This is a genomic window from Aquirufa originis, from assembly GCF_042714495.1.
Taxonomy (GTDB): Bacteria; Bacteroidota; Bacteroidia; order Cytophagales; family Spirosomataceae; genus Aquirufa; species Aquirufa originis.
Genome location: NZ_JBBKXY010000003.1, coordinates 13,698 through 32,927, shown reverse-complemented (window position 1 = coordinate 32,927; position 19,230 = coordinate 13,698). Strand labels below are relative to the sequence as shown.

Sequence of the window (19,230 nt, the reverse complement as noted above, 5' to 3'; positions counted from 1 at the left end):
GATTAGAGATAGTAGAGTAGAGAGTAAAGATGGTGAATGGTAAGTGGTAAATGGTGAATGTGTACTCCGGACTCATTCCCTCCGGACTGACGACTGTCAACTGAATAGAGTAGAGATAGTAGAGTAGAGAGTAAAGATGGTGAATGGTAAATGTTCCACTTCGGACTCATTCCCTCCGGACTGACGACTGCCAACTAGATTAGAGAGCATAGAGTAGAGAGCAGAGATAGTGTATGGTAAGTGGTAAATGGTGAATGTTCCACTTCGGACTCATTCCCTTCGGACTGACGACTGGCTACTGGATACTGACTACTAAATACTTTTTTCAATCAGAACTTTGCTCCTTTATTAAAAAAAGCTAAATTTGCATCCCAATTAATTGGTTTCGTGGCCGAGTGGCTAGGCAGAGGTCTGCAAAACCTTCTACAGCGGTTCGAATCCGCTCGAAACCTCCAAAAACCTTCCCATCCGGAAGGTTTTTTTTATGCCCTCCCGCATTATACAAAATTTTCTAAAAATAGTTCAATTTGTTTCCAATGGGCTTATTTTGAAAAATTCTAAATAATTAATTCAATTAAAAAAATACAAAAAATGAATGTGTAATTAATTGTTTCCTAAAAAATCGGATTGTAGTTTTGCGGACTGAATTAAAATGAGAAAATCTATATTTATGTATTGCAAAAAATTTACTCTCGTTAAGTTTCTATGTTCCTTCTTATTCCTAGTCGCTGCTACGACAGCGACGTTTGCACAAGATGCAGCAGAAGGTGAAACACTATTTAAAAACAACTGTGCGGCGTGTCACAACACTTCCGACGAAACGTTAGTAGGTCCTGGTTTAAAGGACATTACAGGCCGTCGCCCTATCGAATGGATCGTTAAATGGGTACACAATCCACAAGCTGTTATTGCTTCTGGAGACAAGTATGCAAACGACTTATACAACAAGTTTAACAAGGCAGCTATGACTCCTTATCCGAACTTTACTGAAGCTCAGATTAAAGGTATAGTAGCTTACATTGATGCCTCTAATGCAGCTCCAGCGGCTCCGGCAGCAGGTGCAGCTCCAGCAGCAGGTGCAGCAGCTCCAGCGGCTCAATCGTCTGGAGGAATGATGGAAGTGCTTTTGGTAGGATTATTAATCATTATGGTCATCGTATTAATTGCTTTACTTTCTATCGTTAATTCATTAAGCAGATTATCGAAGGCAGCTGAAGCAGATCCAAGCAAGTCTTTTTTCGAAAGAGTATCGGAGAATGCTAAGTCTTTAGCAGCCAATTCTGCGGTGAAGACAGGAATAATCGTTTTGGTCTTATTATTAGGCGGTAAAGCAACGATTGATGCAGCCTATGGTGTAGGTATCCACCAAGGATATGCACCAGAGCAACCGATCAAATTTTCGCACAAATTACACGCAGGTCAATACCAAATCAACTGTAACTATTGCCACACAGGTGTTTACGAGGGTAAAGGAGCTAACGTTCCGTCGGCAAACATTTGTATGAACTGCCACAACGCAATTAAGCGTGAGTCTCCAGAGATTCAAAAAATCTACAAAGCATTAGAGAAAGACGAGCCTATTCAATGGGTGCGTGTACACAACTTACCTGATTTGGCGTACTTCAACCACTCACAACACACAAACGTAGGTGGCTTAGAGTGTAAAAACTGCCACGGTGAAATCGAAAAAATGGAAGTAGTGGAGCAACGTTCATCTTTAACGATGGGTTGGTGTATCGATTGCCACCGTCAAACAGACGTGAATGCAAAAGGTAACGCTTACTACGACAAATTAGTTGAGGTTCACAACAAGGACAGCAAAACTCCTTTGAAAGTGCAAAACATCGGTGGCTTAGAGTGCTCTAAGTGTCACTATTAATAGAAATTAAATAGATTCAATTTTAGTCTGAATAAGAAAGATTATATGGAAAATTCGAACAAGAGGTATTGGAAAGGGATTGAGGAGTTAACCAATGAGCCATCGTTTGTCAAAAATATCCACAATGAGTTTGGCAATATGCCATCTGAAACGGATGCTAAAGGAGATTCTTTAGTAGATGGAGCAGGGACTCATCGTCGTGATTTTCTAAAGATGTTAGGTTTCGGCGTTGCAGCTGTTTCTTTAGCAGCTTGCGAGTCTCCGGTAAAGAATACCATTCCTTACTTGAACAAGCCTGAAGATGTAGAACCTACAATCGCTAACTGGTACGCGTCTACTTACACAGACGGAGGCGACTATGCTTCTATCTTAGTAAAGACTCGTGAAGGTCGTCCGATCAAAATCGAAGGAAACAAATCATCGTCTATCTCGAAAGGTGTTCTTTCTGGACGTGCGCATGCCTCTGTTTTGAGTCTATATGATAATGAAAAATTAAAAGGCCCTCAAGCTGCTGGTAAAGCGACTGATTGGACTTCTTTAGATAAAGATTTCACTGCGAAATTAGCAGAGGTGGCTGCCAAAGGTGGTCAAATCCGCATCATTTCTAATACCATCCTTTCTCCTACTACGAAGAAAGTGATTGCAGACTTCGCAGCGAAATACCCAACAACACAACACATTACCTATGACGCAAACCCAGCTTATGGTTTAACACAAGCACACGGTGGCGTTTTACCTAATATTGATTTCAGCCAAGCAAAAACTATTGTTTCGGTAGGTGCTGATTTCTTAGGTTCTTGGATTGCTCCTACTGAATTTGCTGCACAATGGGCGATTACTCGCCGTGTGAGCTCAGAAAAAGGTGGCAAAAAAGACATGTCTCGTCACTACCAATTCGAGACCATACTTTCTAACACAGGTGCTAACGCAGATTACCGTGCCGCTTACAAACCATCTCAAGAGGGTTTAGTAGCGGTTGCTTTGTATAATGCGGTGGCTAAATTAACTGGAGCAGCGACTATCGCAGGTGCATCGGTTAAAGTAGATCACTTAGAGAAAGCAGCGAAGGATTTAGTCGCTTCAAAAGGGGCTTCTATCATCGTGGCTGGTTCGAATGATCCAGAGGTTCAAAAAATTATTGCTGCTACAAACGCTTTAGTAGGCGCTTATGGCACAACGATCAATACTGGCTTAGCTGTTAACTACCGTCAAGGTAACGACATGGCGATGGCTAACTTCATTAAAGAAGCTGGCGCTGGCTCAATTGCAGCCGTTATCTTCTACAATGCAAACCCAGTCTACAACCACCCAATGGGTGCCGCTCTTGCAGCTGCTCTTCCGAAGGTTGGTCTCAGCTTAGCAACAAACGATCGCGCAGATGAGACGGCTTCCTTATGTCAATTCATCGCACCAGATTCACACTTCTTAGAATCTTGGAATGATGCAGAGCCTAAAGCTGGTTTCTACTCATTAACACAACCTACGATCTCTACGATCTTCAAAACACGTCAAGCACAATCAAGTTTCTTAACTTGGGCAGGTTTGTCAGCTGATTTTGCAGCTTACTTAGAGAGCAACTGGGAGAAAAACATCTTAAAAGGTGGTAAAGTAGCTTGGAACAATGCACTTCACGAAGGTGTGTTTGAACCAACAGCTGCTACCGTTTCTTCTGCTAGCCCATCTGTTGATGTGAATGCATCAGCTGCAGCAATTAGCAAAGCATATACGGCTTCTTCTACTGGTTTAGAGATTACCGTATACGAAAAAGTAGGTTTAGGTACAGGTTCTCAAGCAAACAACCCTTGGTTGCAAGAATTCCCTGAGCCAGTTTCTAAAGCATGTTGGGACAATTATGCGGCTATTTCGCAACCAACTGCGACTAAATTAAAATTAAAGCAAGGTGATGTAGTGGAAGTAAGCGCGAAAGGATACAAAGTATCTCTTCCGGTTTTAGTTCAACCAGGCCAAGCTCAAGATACCATCGCTATTGCGATCGGTTATGGTCGCACAAAAGCAGGTAAGTCTGCTGACGGTGTGGGTGTAAATGCTTATCCATTCATTTCTGAAATCAATGGAGCTTGTGTAGGAACATGTACACAAGGTGTTTCTATCACAGCAACTGGCGAAACAAAAGATATCGCTCAAACGCAAACACACCAAACGGTGATGGCACGTCAAGCAGTCGTTCAAGAAACGGTGTTAGCTGACTTTGCGAAAGATGCAAAAGCAGGAAGCTTCACTCCGCGAGTGAAAACGTCTGAAGGAGAAAAAGATGCGACTGATTTAACGCTTTGGAACGGTCACGAATACAATAACCACGCGTGGGGTATGGTGATCGACTTGAATACTTGTACAGGATGTTCTGCTTGTGTGGTTTCATGTAACGCAGAAAACAACGTTCCTGTTGTAGGTCGTCAAGAGGTTATTAACCGTCGTGAGATGCACTGGATGCGTATCGACCGTTACTACTCTTCTGATGCGGAGGTAGAAGATTTGAAAGGTTTAGAAATTGCATCTGATAATCCAGAGGTAGTTTTCCAACCAATGTTATGCCAACACTGTAACAACGCTCCTTGCGAGACTGTTTGTCCAGTATTAGCAACGACTCACTCGACAGAGGGTCTAAACCAAATGACGTATAACCGTTGTATTGGTACACGTTATTGCGCAAATAACTGCCCATACAAAGTGCGTCGTTTCAACTGGTTCCGTTATTTCCAAACTGATGACTTTGATTTCAACTTCAATAACGACTTAGGACGTATGGTGATTAACCCAGACGTAACAGTTCGTTCTCGTGGGGTAATGGAGAAATGCTCGATGTGCGTTCAACGTATTCAAGCTGGTAAGTTAGAAGCGAAGAAAGAAAAACGTCGTCCAGTAGATGGAGAAATTCAAGTAGCTTGTGCTCAATCTTGCCCTACGAACGCGATTACATTTGGAGATATGAACGATCCAGCATCTGAGATCTCTAAATTGTTATTAGTAGAGAAAGAAGGACGTGCTTACCACGTAATCGAAGAGATTAACGTGAAGCCTAATATTTCTTACTTGAAGAAAGTTCGTAACAAGGATGCTAAGAAAGAAGCATAATTTTTTAATCGTAAAACAGTAAATAAAAATATGTCGCACGTTGTATCACCCATAAGAGAGAAACTAGTTACTGGTGGAAAATCTTATTCCGATGTTACCCACGATATTTGCAAGCAAGTAGAGGGAGAACCTACCAAAGAATGGAAAATTGCATTCGGTATCTCTGTCCTTGTATTCATTTATGGTGCTTATTGCCTTTTCTACACTTGGTGGCAAGGTATTGGCGTTTGGGGATTAAATAAGACCGTAGGTTGGGCTTGGGATATCACTAACTTCGTTTGGTGGGTTGGTATCGGTCACGCGGGTACGTTGATTTCTGCCGTATTATTATTGTTCCGTCAAAAATGGAGAACATCCATTAACCGTTCAGCAGAAGCGATGACGATCTTTGCCGTACTTTGTGCTGCATCGTTCATCTTAGCGCACATGGGTCGTCCATGGTTAGCTCACTGGGCTTTACCACTTCCGAATGCTTTCGGTTCTTTATGGGTTAACTTTAACTCTCCGTTAGTATGGGACGTTTTTGCGATCTCTACGTATTTATCTGTTTCTTTATTGTTCTGGTATATGGGTCTTGTGCCGGATTTGGCAACGATTCGTGACCGTGCAACGACAGCAGGACGTAAATTCTGGTATGGTTTCTTCAGCTTAGGCTGGACAGGTTCTTCTAAGACTTGGGCACGTTATGAATACATGTCTTTAATCTTAGCAGGTATCTCTACTCCTCTTGTACTTTCTGTACATACGATTGTATCCATGGACTTTGCAACGTCTGTTATCCCAGGATGGCACACGACAATCTTCCCTCCATATTTCGTAGCGGGTGCAATCTTCTCAGGTTTCGCGATGGTACAAACGCTATTGTTAATCACTCGTGTGGTTTTCAAATTAGAGGACTATATCACGATTGAGCATATCGAAATGATGAACATCGTTATCACAGTAACAGGTTCAGTAGTAGGTATCGCTTATTTAACTGAATTCTTCATCGCTTGGTACTCAGGTGTGGAATATGAAAGCTATGCGTTCATTAACCGTGCGACAGGTCCATACTGGTGGGCTTACTGGATGATGATGACGTGTAACGTAATCTCTCCACAGTTGTTCTGGTCTAAAGCGATCCGTACGAACTTGATGGTTTCGTTCTTCTTATCAATCGTAGTAAACGTAGGTATGTGGTTCGAGCGTTTCGTTATTATCGTGACGTCTTTACACCGTGATTACTTACCATCATCTTGGGCGATGTTCTCTCCCACAATGTATGATATCGGTGATTACATCTTCTCATTCGGTTTATTCTTTACGTTATTCTTCTTGTTCGCTAAATACTTACCGGTGGTAAATATGGCGGAGGTTAAGTCCGTAATGAAAGGCGTTTCGACAGAATTTACGATCAAACGTATTAAGCCAACTAAAAAAACAGAGGAGTAATTTTCTATTAAGCAAATTCGAAATTAAAACAATATGAGTTCGACAACTAACTACATTTTGGGAGTATACGATGATGAGGATGAGGTTTTACACGCTGTAGGCGAAGTGAAAGCGAAAGGAATCAAAGTAGAAGATGTATATTCTCCATTTCCAATTCACGGATTAGACGTAGCCGTAGGACATGAGCGTACACGTTTACCTATCGCTGCCTTTATGTTCGGTACTTTAGGAATGATCTGTGCCTTTTCATTGATTAGCTACACGATGGTATTCGATTGGCCTATGATCATTGGTGGTAAGGATTTCTTTGCACTGCCTAACTGGATTCCAATTGCCTTTGAAGGAACGGTATTATTCACGGCTTTTGGCCTTGTATCTACTTTCTGTATCTCGAATGATTTATGGCCAGGTAACAAGACTCTTCCATTAGATATCCGTACGACAGATGATAAATTTGTGATGGCTATCAATGTAGATAAAAACAAAGTAAGTGCAGCTGATATCAAGAAAGCCTTGAAAGAGTCTGGAGCGATCGAAGTAAATGTTAAATAATTAAACGAATAATTCTCAAGAAGATATGTTCAATTCAATTCATAAATTCACTTTAGTAGTCGGCCTAACAGCAGGATTATTATCTTGTGGAGATGACCATAATGATACAGGTACAGAGTTTGCACCTAATATGTACAATTCAGTAGGTTACGAACCAATGACCCAACTGCAAGGTGATACGAATAAAATCAACCCTTACGGGATGAATATGCGTTTACCAGTAGCAGGTACAGTTTCTCGTAAAAAATATACAGGTACAGATAGCTTGAAAAAAGCCTTTTTAGCACAAGAATTAGTAGCAAAAACAGTACCTAACGACAGTTTATCCTACTCTGCGGCCTTATTAAAAAACCCATTAGCTGCAACTCCAGAGAATATCGAAGCAGGTAAATTACAATACGAGCGTTTCTGCCAACACTGTCATGGTGAAGGAGGAAAAGGGGACGGTTTAGTTGCTAAACAATACAAAGGTGTGCCAGTGTATTCAAGTGATGCATTAAAAGAGGTGAACGATGGACATATCTACCACGTAATTACGCATGGTAAAGGACGTATGTGGCCTCACGCTTCACAGATCTCCTCTGAGAACCGTTGGAAAATCGTACTTTATGTACATGAGTTACAAAAACAATAAGATCAAATTCATTTAAATTAAAATAGAGAACAAGATGGCGGGACATTCACATTTTTCCCCAGCAAACGTAGAAGAGCATTTTGACTTCACATCAGAAGGTAAAAAGCGAATCATTTATGCTTTCATTGCAGGCGTTGTTGCTTTAGTTATTGGTATTTATCTTTTATCTAAAGGAGAAGCAGGTGGTCACGAAGTAGCAGCAGCAGGACATGAGGCTGTAAAAGCGGGACACGAAGCGGCTGCAGAACACCTTTCGGGTGGTGCAGTTTCACACCAGCCAGAAGCAGAAGAGCACTACAATTGGATGAATCGCGTTTGGGCGAACGTTTGGTTGAATGCTGTATTCTTTACAGGTATTGCTGTAGTAGGTATGTTCTTCGTTTCTTTACAATACTTAACTAAGTCAGGTTGGTCATCTGTGATGAAGCGTGTACCTGAGGCTTTCCCTAAGTTCTTATATATCTCCTTACCTATCTTGATTTTAACGTTCTTCTTCAAAGGAGATGTTATTTTCCACTGGATGCACCATGGTGTAACAGAAGTAGGAAGTGCTAATTATGACAAAATCATTGCAGGCAAGTCTGGCTATTTGAACAAGAACTTCTTCTTGATTCGCCTAGTGGTGTTCGGCGGATTATGGATCCTTCTTTGGAACATGTTACGCAAGAAATCTTTAGAAGAGGATTTGAATGGTGGAACTGAATACTTCACCCAATTAGTTAAAATCGGTACTGCTTTCATCGTGATCTTCGGAGCGTCTAGCTCGATCTTTGCTTGGGACTGGGTCATGTCAATCGATACACACTGGTTCTCAACGATGTTCGGATGGTATATGTTTGCTTCATGGCACGTAACTACCTACGCGGTAATCGTTTTAACCATATTGTATTTAAAGGACAAAGGTTTAATGGGTTATGTGAACGAGAATCACTTACACGATTTAGGTAAGTTTATGTTCGCCTTCTCTATCTTCTGGACATACGTTTGGTTTGAACAATTCTTGTTGATCTACTATGCTAACTTACCAGAAGAGACCATCTATTTCTTAGAGCGTTGGGAAGGATATGATAAACTTTACAAAAGTTCAGAAATTTTAATGGTAATCTTAAACTTCTTGTTACCCTTCTTAGTTCTAATGACACGTGATGCAAAGAGAACACGTATCTTCTTGAAGATCGCTGCTTTCTTAATTATCGCTGGTCACTATATTGACTTCTACCAAATGATCATGCCAGGTGTTGTAGGTAAACACGGTGGTTATGGTTTAGTAGAATTTGGAATGGTTACTGTTTTTGCTTCAGCGTTTATCTATGTCATCTCTGGAGAATTAACGAAAGCAAGTTTAGTGGCGAAAAACCACCCATTCTTGCCAGAAGCATTACACCACGATATTTAATTTTTGAACTTGTCTTAAAATAAAGAATATGTTTTACCTAATAGGTCTTTTATCAGTTATCTTCTTTGCTCTTGCGATTAACGTCATCAGCAAAAGTATCAAGTTGAACAAGTCTTTAACTGCAAACGAGAATACAGGAGAAGCTTTAGATTCTAGCAACAACGCAAATGCCTACGGAATGATTATTTTCTGGGCGTTGGGTACCATTGCGGGAGTTTGGTCATTTATGGTTGCAAAACCAGATTTCTTACCTATTGCTGCATCTGAACACGGTTTAAGAACAGATAGCATGTTCTGGGTATCTATGGCTGTAGTTACGTTTGCTTTCTTTGCAACAAACACGTTGTTGTTATTCTTCGCATTCAAATACCGCTACAATAAAGACAGAAAAGCCACTTTCTATCCAGTAAACCACAAATTAGAATTAATTTGGACGGTTATTCCTGCGATCGTAATGGCAATCTTAGTATTCACGGGTTGGAGAACTTGGAGAGATATTACTTCTCAAGCTCCAAGCGATGCGGTAGTAATCGAAATCACAGGTCACCAATTCGGATGGTATGTGCGTTATGCTGGTGTAGATGATAACCAATTAGGTAACTACAATTACAAATTGATCGATGAAACGAACAATATTGGTATCGATTTTACAGATAAACACTCGTTCGATGACTTTACAGCTACAGAACTACACCTTCCTAAAGGAAAGCCTGTTCTTTTAAAGATTCACGCTCAAGACGTTTTACACTCCGTATACTTGCCTTTCCACCGTGTGAAGATGGATGCGGTTCCGGGTATGCCTACGAAGTTCTGGTTTACACCTAACATGTCAACTGACGAAATGCGTGCTAAATTAGGTAAGAAGGATTTCAACTATAAGTTAAACTGTACAGAAATTTGTGGCCGTGGTCACTTTGGTATGGCGATTACTGTTTTTGTAGACGAACCAGAGGATTATGCCAAATGGTGTGCAGAACAAAAGCCTTTCTTAGCTACGAACCCTACGTACTTAGCGAAAGTACCAGACAACTTAAAAGCAAAGGCTAGCAAGTATATTCCTGCTGAGCCAGTAGCGGTCGATAGTGCTGCGGCACCTGCGGCAGAAGCGGTAAGTGTAAACTAATTTAATTAAGAACAGAAGAAAATAAATTCATATGTCAACTGCAACATCACACGCTGAAGAAGTTCACACCCATGCACACGATCATGAGCATGAGCACCATGAGCTAAATTTTTGGACGAAGTATGTGTTCTCAACAGATCACAAAACGATCGCTAAGCAATACTTGATCTCAGGTATTATTTGGGCGTTCATTGGTGGATCACTATCTATCATCTTCCGTTTGCAATTAGGTTTCCCTGAAATGCAATTGGATTGGTTACGTCCTATCTTAGGAGAATGGATCGATGAAGGTGGTAAACTAGATAAAGAGTTTTATTTAGCACTCGTTACCATGCATGGTACCATCATGGTATTCTTTGTATTGACGGCAGGTCTATCAGGTACTTTCTCGAACTTCTTAATTCCATTACAAATTGGAGCAAGAGATATGGCCTCAGGATTCATTAACATGTTATCCTACTGGTTCTTCTTTTTATCATCAATGATCATGTTCGCGTCTCTATTCTTAGAAACGGGTCCTGCATCAGGGGGTTGGGTAATTTACCCTCCATTATCTGCTTTGCCACAAGCAATGCCAGGTTCTGGTTTAGGTATGACCATGTGGTTAACAGCGATGACCTTCTTTATTGTATCTTCATTAATGGGTGGTATTAACTACATCTGTACGGTCATTAACTTACGTACACGTGGTATGACGTTTACGAAGATGCCATTAACTATTTGGTCATTCTTCTTCACTGCGATCCTAGGTTTATTATCATTCCCTGTATTATTATCAGCGGCTTTATTATTGATCTTTGACCGTTCATTCGGAACATCGTTCTACTTATCGGAAATTTATATCCAAGGTCAAGCATTACCTAACATGGGTGGATCGCCTATCTTGTATCAACACTTATTCTGGTTCTTAGGACACCCTGAAGTTTATATCGTATTATTACCTGCTTTAGGTATGACATCTGAAATCATTGCAACTAATTCACGTAAGCCTATCTTCGGATACCGCGCGATGATTGGTTCTATGATGGGTATCACCGTGCTTGCGTTCATCGTATGGGCTCACCATATGTTCGTAACAGGGATGAATCCGTTCTTAGGTTCGGTATTTATGTTCTTAACCTTAATCATTGCGGTACCATCTGCTGTGAAGGCATTTAACTACATTACGACACTTTGGAAAGGTAACTTGATCTTTACTCCAGCGATGTTGTTCTCTATCGGTCTTGTATCCCTATTCATCTCGGGTGGTGTAACAGGTATCATTTTAGGTAACTCTGCATTAGATATTAACTTACACGATACGTATTTCGTAGTAGCTCACTTCCACCTTGTAATGGGTGCTGCATCGTTCTTCGGTTTGATGGCAGGAGTTTACCACTGGTTCCCTAAGATGTTCGGTCGTATGATGAACAAGACCTTAGGCTATATCCACTTCTGGTTTACATTCGTGGGTGTGTACATGGTATTCTTCCCAATGCACTACATCGGTATCGCAGGTTTCCCTCGTCGTTACTACTCGTTTACGGCGGTAGGAAATGATGGAGCGGCAGCATTTACAAACATGAACGCATTCATCTCGATTGCAGCAATCATCACGTTCTCTGCTCAAGCGATCTTTGCTTGGAACTTCTTCTACTCGATCTTTAAAGGAAAGAAAGCGCCACAAAATCCTTGGAACTCAACTACATTAGAGTGGACTACTCCAGTGAATCCGGGTCACGGAAACTGGGAAGGAGAAATTCCAGCTGTTTACCGTTGGCCATATGATTATTCTAAGCCAGGTTCTGACGTAGATTTCATTCCTCAAAACGTACCATTCTCTGCAACAAAAAGCTCTAACCTTCCAGAAGAAGATGCTGAAATTGCAAAAGAAAAAGATATTGATGGTTTATTAGGCGCGCAAAACGAAAGTTATAACCGTTAATTAACCTCAACAATCAAAGATGCATCCGAATGAATCTCATTTAGATGCATCTTTTTTTTACCCCAAAAATGGCCTTTAGAAAATTCGCAACCCTTTCACTCCTGAGCATTTATTTGCTTATCCTTGCTGGCGGAATCGTTCGTAGCACGGGATCAGGAATGGGATGTCCGGATTGGCCGAAGTGTTTTGGACGCTTCATCCCTCCTACTAAACTGGAGGAACTACCGCTTCACTACGAAACTATCTACCAAGAAAAGTTACATGGCGAAGTGGAATTCAATGCAACTAAAACCTGGATTGAATATATCAATCGCTTATTAGGTGCAATGACAGGAGTTATCGTGTTAATCACGACCATATTAGCCTATAGAGAAGGGAAAAAGGTATTCTTGCCTACTTTGGCAAGCTTAGCATTAATCTTAGCAAATGCAGTATTAGGTAAATATGTAGTAGACTCTTTCTTATTACCAGGCGTGGTAACGGCACATATGTTGTTGTCCATCGGGGTCATCTATTTTTTAGTGAAAGCCTTAAACAATCAATCTTCATCGGAGGTTATACCTGAGAAGAATCGCCAGTGGATTGGAATCAGTTTGTTAATCGTATTAGTCCAAATCATCTTAGGCACGCAAGTGAGGGAGAACATGGATCACGTGATAAAAGCGGTAGGAGAAGGGGCTAAAGACCAATGGGTCGCAAACCTTGACTTCGGCTACATCATTCACAGAACATTCTCTTGGGTGATTTTGATTTGCCATCTGATTCTTTGGAAGAAATTAGCAGAAAGTTCATTACAAACGTACCGAAAGGGGGTATTAGCACTCATCGGCATTTCTCTAGGAACCGGAATTTTAATGGCCTACTTCGCGTTACCCTTAGGTAGCCAAGCGGTCCACTTATTAATCTCATTGGTATTAATGGGCTGGCATATCAGCTCCTGGATACAAACAAAAAACGCCTAAATGTCGTCTATAAAACCCTATATCGCCCTTTTAAAATCGAGACTATCTATGACGGTAGCCTTTTCGGGGACGTTTGGGTATTTATTAGCGCCTATTGACCATAAGCCGCTCGGGATCATTTTGATATCGTTGGCCGGATTTGTATTAACGGGAGCAGCGAATATCGTGAATCAATTGAAGGAGATCGAACTCGATAAATTGATGAAGCGAACAGCAAAGCGCCCGCTACCTACAGAGACTCTCACACCCGCTCAAGCCCGTAATTTTGGTTATGTGCTAGCGGTCATTGCTTTAGGGCTTTTAAGTTATTTTACCTGGAAAGCAGCCTTAATCGGCTTAATATCCTATATCCTTTATGGTTATGTGTATACGCCTTTAAAACGCGTGGGTCCTATTTCCGTATTTGTGGGTGCATTCCCGGGTGCTTTCCCTCCTATGATCGGTTGGGTAGCTGCGACGGGACATTTCGGCTGGGAACCAGGAATCTTATTTGCCATTCAATTTTTCTGGCAGTTTCCGCACTTCTGGGCGATTGCCTGGGTGGCAGATGCAGATTACCGTAAAGCAGGATTTAAGATGCTACCAAATGATGGCAAGAAAGACATTAAAACGGCTTTCACCATTATGATTTATACGCTCTTTTTAGTGCCTTTGGGATTTGTGCCGTATTTACTGCACATCACAGGAATTCAATCTGCGATCATCACGGTGGTAGCGGGGATTCTATTTTTATGCCAAACCTTTTACCTCATGATGCGCCCCACAGATAAGGCCGCTAAGTGGATGATGTTTGGCTCGTTTTTCTATTTAATCATCATACAAATTGCCTTACTTTTTGATAAAGTTTAAACATGAACGCACAAAACAATACCATCGAACCAGCTGAAACACGCTCGATTAATCCTAAAGTATTTACGATGTGGTTATTTATCGTTTCCATCATCATGCTGTTTGCGGCCTTTACCTCTGCCTACTTAGTGCGAAAAGCCGAAGGGAACTGGGTAGAATTTGAAATGCCTAGTTTATTCACTTATAGCACAGGCGTGTTAATCTTGAGTAGCCTTTCGATGCATTACTCTCTTTTAGCTGCAAAAAAAGACCAATTTAATGCACTTCGAATAAGTATTTCTATTACTTTTGTGCTCGGATTACTATTTTTAGTAATGCAATTTTACGGTTGGATCCAATTAGTGGAGATGAACGTTTATTTTGTTGGTAATCCCTCTGGTTCTTTTGTCTACGTTTTATCAGGTTTACATGGCTTACACCTTGTTTCCGGCCTAATCGTTCTAATTTTCGCCTTAGTGGCTGCCTTTAGATTGAAGATAAATGCAAAGCAATTGACTCAAATTAAGATTTGCGCCACATATTGGCATTTTTTAGATGCTTTGTGGCTTTATTTATTTGTATTTTTATTGATTAACAATTAAGCTTATACCTATGTCAGTAGCACACGCTGCCCCAGCGGTTCCAGAAAATTTAACATGGCAAGGTGGTTCTGAACCACTTAAAGCTAGTTATGGAAAATTGATGATGTGGTTTTTCCTTTTATCGGATACCTTCACATTCTCAGCCCTTTTGATCACCTACGGAATGATTCGTTTTAGCCAACCTGCTTGGGAAGGCACTCCTAACGATTTTTATTTTGCGACGACTCACTGGCCTATTCCAGAAAAGGTTTTTGAAGCAGTTCCATTTTTACACGGCATGTCATTGCCTTTAGTATTCGTAGGTATCATGACTTTCATCTTGATCGCTTCATCGGTAACGATGGTATTAGCGGTAGAAGCTGGTCACCGTGGTGACCGCAAGGATGTAGAGAAGTGGATGCTTTGGACGATTGTAGGTGGTTTCACTTTCTTAGGTTCTCAAGCTTGGGAGTGGACGCACTTTATCCACGGTCCAGAAGATTTATCTATTGCCGCAAAACAAATTATAGATGGGGTAAGCACACCGATCGAAGGAGCGAACTTAGTTCGTAACCCATACGGCCCTCCTGCTTTCGCTGACTTATTCTTTTTCATCACTGGATTCCATGGCACTCACGTATTCTCAGGTGTAATCTTGAATGTATTGATTTTCTTCAACGCAGCTACGGGTGTGTATGAGCGCAGAGGTCATTATGAAATGGTGGAGAAAGTAGGTCTATACTGGCACTTTGTTGATCTAGTTTGGGTATTCGTATTTACCTTCTTCTATTTAGTTTAATCTTATAACCGAATTATATATGGCTTCGCACGTAGCACACGGAACCTCAGAAAAAGAAATTCCAGCTCCTAATACAGGCGCGATTTGGAAAACATTTTGGATTTTATTGATTTTAACGGCAATTGAATTCGTTATTGCCTTCACGATGGCAGCTAGCACTTTACGTGTTGCGATCTTCTGTGGCATGACAATTGTAAAAGCGTTCTATATCGTAGGTGAATTTATGCACTTAAAGCATGAAGTTAAATCTTTGATTTGGGCGGTATTGATCCCCACTATTTTCGTAGTATGGCTTTTAGTAGCTTTGATCTACGAAGGTGGTCACTTACATTAATCAAATTTTCCTTCTTGGATAATGAATAAAAAGACAGGCATATTATTTCTCGTATTAATATTGCCTGTCTTTGTTTATTTAGGGCTGAAGACTTTTGGCACAAATCATTTTAGTCTACCACGCTATATTCCGGCAATCGATTCGACTACAGGTGAAATCAAAATGGCCAAGCGATTACATCCGCGCTGGAATGAGGCGGAGATGGATACGGTCTTTCAAACTATTCCGTCATTTTCTCTAACTGACGAAACGGGTAAGACATTCGACTCAAATAGCTTAAAGGGCAAAATCTACGTTACCAGTTTCTTCTTTACCCGTTGCGGTACGATCTGCCCTAAAATCACAACACAATTAAGCCGAGTACAGGATACTTTTCATCAAGATCCGGAAGTTAAATTGCTATCCATTTCGGTAGATCCTACATTCGATCAGCCTGAAAAGCTAGCAGCCTACGCGAAGCGATTTGATGCGAATAAAGGTCAGTGGCACTTTTTGACGGGAGAAAAGAAGGCGATTTATCCTTTGGCATTAAAAGGATTTCACGTTCCTTTAGCGGATGCCTCAGAGTATGACGCGGCGATTAAACACCCAGACGAAACATTTATCCACTCTGAGCGGTTAATATTAGTAGACAAAGAAGGAGTCATCCGTGGATTTTATGACGGAACAGACAAAAAAGAAGTCGATCGATTACTCGTCGAAATCAAAGTATTAAAAAGCATATACACCAACGAATAAAAACGATGGAAGCAAATAAGAAAAATGACCAATTCATTAATGTACTTTCAGTAGCGATCCCGGTGGCGGTGGCTGTTTTGATCGGAATTCAAACTAAAATTTCGTTAGGTCAATGGACAAAAGTATTGCCTCACGTCATCGGCTTATTGAATTCAACGACTGCTTTGAGTTTAGTGATTGGTTTAATCGGTGTAAAAAGCGGAAACATTGGATTGCACCGTAAAGCAATGGGTGCTGCTTTTGCACAAGGTGCTGTTTTCTTAGTCTTGTACATTTTGTACCATATTTCGAATGCATCGACTCCTTTCGGGGGAGAAGGTTGGATTCGTCCCGTGTATTATTTCTTGTTAATCTCACACATCGTTCTTTCGATTGGTGTCGTGCGCCTTGTATTAAAAGCGGTTTATTACGGATTAACGAATAACATTGTGGCACATAAAGCCGTTGTCAAATGGGCCTACCCTATTTGGTTGTACGTGTCTGTTTCAGGCGTTATCGTGTATTTATTGATCTCCCCTTATTATGTATAAGAAATTATTCATCTTGGTGGCTTTGTTACTATTGACGCAAATCGATGCGGTTGCGCAGTGTGCAATGTGCAGAACGACGATCGAAAGTAGTATCTCGAATGGCCGTTCGAATATTGCGACGGGATTGAATACAGGGATTTTATATTTATTAGCGGCGCCCTATTTAATCGTGGCAGCGATTGCTTTTTTATGGTTTCGCCAAAGCAAGCAAGAACAACAAGCCCGCCTAGCTAAATTACAGCTACGTCAAAAAGTCTCTCAACTTTTCAGCGGTAATTCTTAATTAATCCCAGATAGGGTATTGTGTAAGTTTGATGGCCTCCCCGAAGAAGATTTGGGTAGACTTTTCGAATGAATCTGTATAGTCTGAAACATAGAATTGACGGCTAGATTCCTGTCCCGTGTGCAACATATCCTCCTCCGTTAAAATCCGTTTGATTTCTTCTGCTACAATAATCGATGTATCAATGACGGAAATACTCCCTTGGTAGTACGCATCGATCTGCGCTTTGATCAACGGATAGTGAGTACATCCCAAAATCAATCCTTCAATTCCTTGTAATGTCGGTTGCGCCAAGTATTCTTTGATGATATGTTCTGAAATGGAATTCGAGAAGAAACCTTCCTCGATCATGGGCGCTAATAAAGGGGTTGCCAAAGAACGAACGTGGATATTCTTTCCCAGCGCTTCCGCCTTGTTTGCATAGATCCCCGAGTTCACGGTTTGCTTTGTTCCGATTAAACCGAGGGTTTTGTTTTCCCAGTTTTGGTCCAAATACGCAATCACCGGGTCAATCACATTTACTACTTTGGCCTTCGTCCCCACATAGGCTTTCACTAAATCATAAGCCGCCGCCGAAGCCGAATTACACGCAATCAAAATCAGCTTGCAATTCTTCTCTAACAGTAGGTTGCAAATCTTCACCGAATACGCCTGAATCGCCGTCGCCGATTTATCGCCATAGGGCAAGTGCGCCGTATCCCCAAAATAGATGATATTCTCCTGCGGCATCAACTCCGTGATGGCATGCGCCAGAGTCAATCCTCCAATTCCACTATCAAAAATCCCGATGGGCGCTGCGTTTGGCATACTACTAATTTCAACAAAGAACGGAATTTTGAAATTCTTTTCAAACTGACGCAACCATTTAGCGCTTTATGCCATCTTTGCATTCGAATTAGATATGAATAAACGTTTACCTTCCTTCTCTTCTGAAACTGAGCTCATCGCCGCCTGCCGACAAAACAATCGCCAAGCGCAACAGTTCTTGTTTCAAAAAATGGCAGGAAAGATGTTAAGCGTAATCAAACGCTATGTAACAAACACATCAGAAGCAGAAGACACTTTGATGGAAGGTTTTGTGAAAGTATTCTCGAAACTAGACCAATACCAAGGCGGAGGGAGTTTCGAAGGGTGGATTCGCAAAATTATGGTGAACGAAGCCTTAATGTCCATTCGCAAGAATAAAGATCGTTTCCCAGTTGACATTGACGCAGCTTTTGACCTGGCTCATCCGGATGAGACATTCATGCAATTAGGAGTTCAAGAAATCGAAAATCTAATTGCCACTTTGCCCACGGGCTACCGGACTATTTTTAATTTATATGCCATAGAGGGCTATTCTCACGCAGAAATCGCCCAGCTTTTAGCTATTTCAGAAGGAACTTCTAAATCGCAGCTATCGCGAGCTAGAGCTTTATTACAAAATCAACTAATCACCTTACAGCTATGAAGGATTGGAATTCTGTAGAGGAAAAATGGAGAGAACAACTCCAAAACAAATCCGAAGACATCACGGAGGGATTGTGGTCGCGAATAGAAGAAAGACTAGAGGAAAAACCTGCGCGTCGTTTCCCTATTTATTGGGCGGCAGCGGCCATATTATTGCTTGCGCTGGGTCTGAGCTGGAATTGGAATACTGCAACGGAAGAGGGAGCCGCAGAGGTGACGCGTGTCATCGAAAAATCAGAAGCACCTGTGGAAAAAGCTGCAACCTCTGTCTCTGAAGCATTGATGGTCCCGACCAAGGCTACCGAATCCACTTTTGCGAAAGTTAGTTTACAACCCGCATCAGATGTCGCAGCTCCAGTAGCGGTAGTGATTGAGGAGTCTCCCAGACAAGAAACTTTTGCCTCAGTTCCTGCAATGGACAAGAAGGAGGAATCACCAGAGATCGTCACTGTCCGCCTTGACATCGACCCTATTGTAGAAGAGGACGTGAAGCCAGCTTTTACACAGCAAAAACGCAGAAAATCCCTTTTCGGGAAAATAGTAGGCGAAATCAGACAAGCCTTGGATGGGGAGCCGGTGAACTGGCAAAAATTAAAAGAAGGCAATGCCGCATTTGAAAACAGCATACACTCCGTAGCAAATACCTACGTTAAAACAGAAGAGAATTTAAAACGCACCTTACAATTACAATAAT

General features: G+C 41.4%; 19 protein-coding genes and 1 tRNA gene. 19 read left to right on the top strand and 1 reads right to left on the bottom strand.

All coding sequences use genetic code 11. The features are described 5' to 3' along the window. Nucleotides 1–381 precede the first annotated feature (381 nt). The 17 genes from SKC35_RS08480 (at nt 382) to SKC35_RS08400 (ending at nt 17,087) form a co-directional block, all read left to right on the top strand. Nucleotides 382–455 (top strand) — tRNA-Cys (locus tag SKC35_RS08480). Between the two features lie 215 nt (nt 456–670). Further along, entirely contained in the window at nt 671–1,879 is a 1,209-nt protein-coding gene (locus tag SKC35_RS08475) for a cytochrome c3 family protein (protein WP_377978974.1), read from the top strand. A 45-nt stretch (nt 1,880–1,924) separates the two neighbouring features. After that, nucleotides 1,925–4,972: a TAT-variant-translocated molybdopterin oxidoreductase gene (locus SKC35_RS08470; protein WP_377978973.1), complete on the top strand. Its 3,048-nt coding sequence runs from the start codon at nt 1,925–1,927 to the stop codon at nt 4,970–4,972. A 30-nt stretch (nt 4,973–5,002) separates the two neighbouring features. After that, nucleotides 5,003–6,403 carry an NrfD/PsrC family molybdoenzyme membrane anchor subunit gene (gene nrfD / locus SKC35_RS08465; protein ID WP_377978972.1) on the top strand — a complete coding sequence of 467 codons (1,401 nt, stop codon included), beginning with the start codon at nt 5,003–5,005 and terminating at the stop codon, nt 6,401–6,403. A 33-nt stretch (nt 6,404–6,436) separates the two neighbouring features. After that, a complete protein-coding gene (locus SKC35_RS08460; protein WP_269001431.1) occupies nt 6,437–6,955 on the top strand; it encodes a DUF3341 domain-containing protein in 519 nt (172 codons plus the stop codon). Between the two features lie 25 nt (nt 6,956–6,980). Beyond that, a complete protein-coding gene (locus SKC35_RS08455) occupies nt 6,981–7,589 on the top strand; it encodes a c-type cytochrome (RefSeq protein WP_377978971.1) in 609 nt (202 codons plus the stop codon). Nucleotides 7,590–7,623: 34 nt separating this feature from the next. Continuing rightward, nucleotides 7,624–8,985, top strand: a complete 1,362-nt coding sequence (locus SKC35_RS08450) for a quinol:cytochrome C oxidoreductase (RefSeq protein WP_377978970.1) — start codon at nt 7,624–7,626, stop codon at nt 8,983–8,985. 28 nt (nt 8,986–9,013) lie between these two features. Then, nucleotides 9,014–10,108, top strand: coding sequence for a cytochrome c oxidase subunit II (locus SKC35_RS08445; protein ID WP_377978969.1), 1,095 nt, complete (start codon nt 9,014–9,016; stop codon nt 10,106–10,108). Nucleotides 10,109–10,139: 31 nt separating this feature from the next. Beyond that, complete coding sequence (locus tag SKC35_RS08440; RefSeq protein WP_377978968.1) at nt 10,140–12,032, top strand: cytochrome c oxidase subunit I; 1,893 nt, start codon at nt 10,140–10,142, stop codon at nt 12,030–12,032. A gap of 68 nt (nt 12,033–12,100) precedes the next feature. Then, entirely contained in the window at nt 12,101–12,994 is an 894-nt protein-coding gene (locus SKC35_RS08435; protein ID WP_377978967.1) for a COX15/CtaA family protein, read from the top strand. Further along, entirely contained in the window at nt 12,995–13,843 is an 849-nt protein-coding gene (gene cyoE, locus SKC35_RS08430; RefSeq protein WP_377978966.1) for a heme o synthase, read from the top strand. Nucleotides 13,844–13,845: 2 nt separating this feature from the next. Further along, the gene (locus tag SKC35_RS08425; protein ID WP_377978965.1) at nt 13,846–14,424 is read left to right on the top strand and encodes a cytochrome c oxidase subunit 3; all 579 of its coding nucleotides are present in this window, start codon (nt 13,846–13,848) and stop codon (nt 14,422–14,424) included. Nucleotides 14,425–14,434: 10 nt separating this feature from the next. Beyond that, nucleotides 14,435–15,202, top strand: coding sequence for a cytochrome c oxidase subunit 3 (locus SKC35_RS08420; protein WP_377978964.1), 768 nt, complete (start codon nt 14,435–14,437; stop codon nt 15,200–15,202). Nucleotides 15,203–15,221: 19 nt separating this feature from the next. Beyond that, nucleotides 15,222–15,536 carry a cytochrome C oxidase subunit IV family protein gene (locus tag SKC35_RS08415; protein ID WP_377978963.1) on the top strand — a complete coding sequence of 105 codons (315 nt, stop codon included), beginning with the start codon at nt 15,222–15,224 and terminating at the stop codon, nt 15,534–15,536. A gap of 21 nt (nt 15,537–15,557) precedes the next feature. Next, nucleotides 15,558–16,274, top strand: a complete 717-nt coding sequence (locus tag SKC35_RS08410) for an SCO family protein (RefSeq protein WP_377978962.1) — start codon at nt 15,558–15,560, stop codon at nt 16,272–16,274. A gap of 5 nt (nt 16,275–16,279) precedes the next feature. Next, nucleotides 16,280–16,804, top strand: a complete 525-nt coding sequence (locus tag SKC35_RS08405) for a DUF420 domain-containing protein (protein ID WP_377978961.1) — start codon at nt 16,280–16,282, stop codon at nt 16,802–16,804. Beyond that, complete coding sequence (locus tag SKC35_RS08400; RefSeq protein ID WP_377978960.1) at nt 16,797–17,087, top strand: hypothetical protein; 291 nt, start codon at nt 16,797–16,799, stop codon at nt 17,085–17,087. Before SKC35_RS08405 ends, SKC35_RS08400 begins: the two co-directional genes overlap by 8 nt. Here the strand turns inward: SKC35_RS08400 and murI are convergent, their stop codons facing one another. After that, nucleotides 17,088–17,894 carry a glutamate racemase gene (gene murI / locus SKC35_RS08395; protein ID WP_377978959.1) on the bottom strand — a complete coding sequence of 269 codons (807 nt, stop codon included), beginning with the start codon at nt 17,892–17,894 and terminating at the stop codon, nt 17,088–17,090. A gap of 94 nt (nt 17,895–17,988) precedes the next feature. Between murI and SKC35_RS08390 the strand changes: the two genes are divergently transcribed. Beyond that, a complete protein-coding gene (locus SKC35_RS08390) occupies nt 17,989–18,537 on the top strand; it encodes an RNA polymerase sigma factor (protein WP_377978958.1) in 549 nt (182 codons plus the stop codon). Beyond that, on the top strand, nt 18,534–19,229 hold the full coding sequence (locus tag SKC35_RS08385; protein ID WP_377978957.1) for a hypothetical protein: 696 nt from the start codon (nt 18,534–18,536) through the stop codon (nt 19,227–19,229). Before SKC35_RS08390 ends, SKC35_RS08385 begins: the two co-directional genes overlap by 4 nt. Nucleotide 19,230 lies beyond the last annotated feature (1 nt).